This is a genomic window from Streptomyces sp. NPDC004752, assembly GCF_053601275.1.
On the sequence record NZ_JBSGBN010000316.1, the window covers coordinates 1 to 1,038 of the forward strand.

General features: G+C 75.6%; 1 protein-coding gene. It reads right to left on the reverse strand.

Features of this window, described 5'->3' with window-relative positions:
• Positions 1-111: 111 nt before the first annotated feature.
• The gene (locus ACWEKM_RS46625; protein WP_451627380.1) at positions 112-957 is read right to left on the reverse strand and encodes a spermidine synthase; all 846 of its coding nucleotides are present in this window, start codon (positions 955-957) and stop codon (positions 112-114) included.
• Positions 958-1,038: the final 81 nt, after the last annotated feature.

Sequence of the window (1,038 nt, forward strand, 5' to 3'; positions counted from 1 at the left end):
ATCCTCACAACCCTCACCCCCGTCCGCCGCCCCGGCCCCCCGCCGCACCCGCCTCCTGCGGGCCCCCGGGCCCCCGGTCCCGGCCGGGTCGCGTCCCGGACCGGCCCGCCCTCAGCCGATGCCGAACGCCCCGTCGGGAGGCTCGGGCGACGGTACGGCCTCCGCGTCCAGCACCGGTCGGGCCGAGCCGATGAACTCCCGTAGCGCGGGGCCGTGTTCGACCCGGGCCGGGAAGACGTCCGAGGCGGTCCGACGGGCCAGCGCCGCCGTGTCCAGGGGCCGGTGCGCGGCGACGAGCACCGCGTTGCCGAACCGGCGTCCACGCAGCACACCCGGCTCGGCGATCAGCACCAGCTCCTCGAACACGGCCGCGAACGTGGCGAGTTGGGAGCGGAGGAAGGCGAACGGCGCGGCGTCGGCGAGATTGGCCAGATAGACGCCGCCCGCCCGCAGCACGCGCTCGGCCTCACGCGCATAGTCGAGCGAGGTGAGGTGCGCGGGGACCCGGGAGCCGCCGAAGACATCGGCGATCAGCACGTCCGCCGTGTCGTCGGGGGCCGATTCCAGCCAGGTTCGGGCGTCGGAGGGGTGCAGGGCGATGCCGGCGCCGTCCGGGACCGGCAGCCGTTCGGTGACCAGGGCCAGCAGCCCCCGGTCGGCCTCGATGACGTCCTGCCGCGAACCCGGCCGGGTCGCCGCCACGTACCGGGGCAGGGTGAGCGCGCCGCCGCCGAGATGCACCACGTCCAACGGCCGGCCCGGCTCCGCCACGGCGTCCAGCACGTATCCGAGCCGCCGGGCGTACTCGAACTCCAGATGCGTCGGCTCGTCCAGGTCGACGTACGACTGCGGCGCCCCGTCGACCGTGAGCAGCCAGGCCCGCGCCCGGTCGACGTCCGGCATCAGCTTCGCGGTGCCGTGGTCGGTGGTGCGGACGACGGGTATGGGTTCGCTCACTCCCCCATTGTGCCCACTCCCCCATTGTGCCGGTGCCGACCGCGCATCGGACCGGGCCCGGCCCGGCGCGGGACCGCTTCG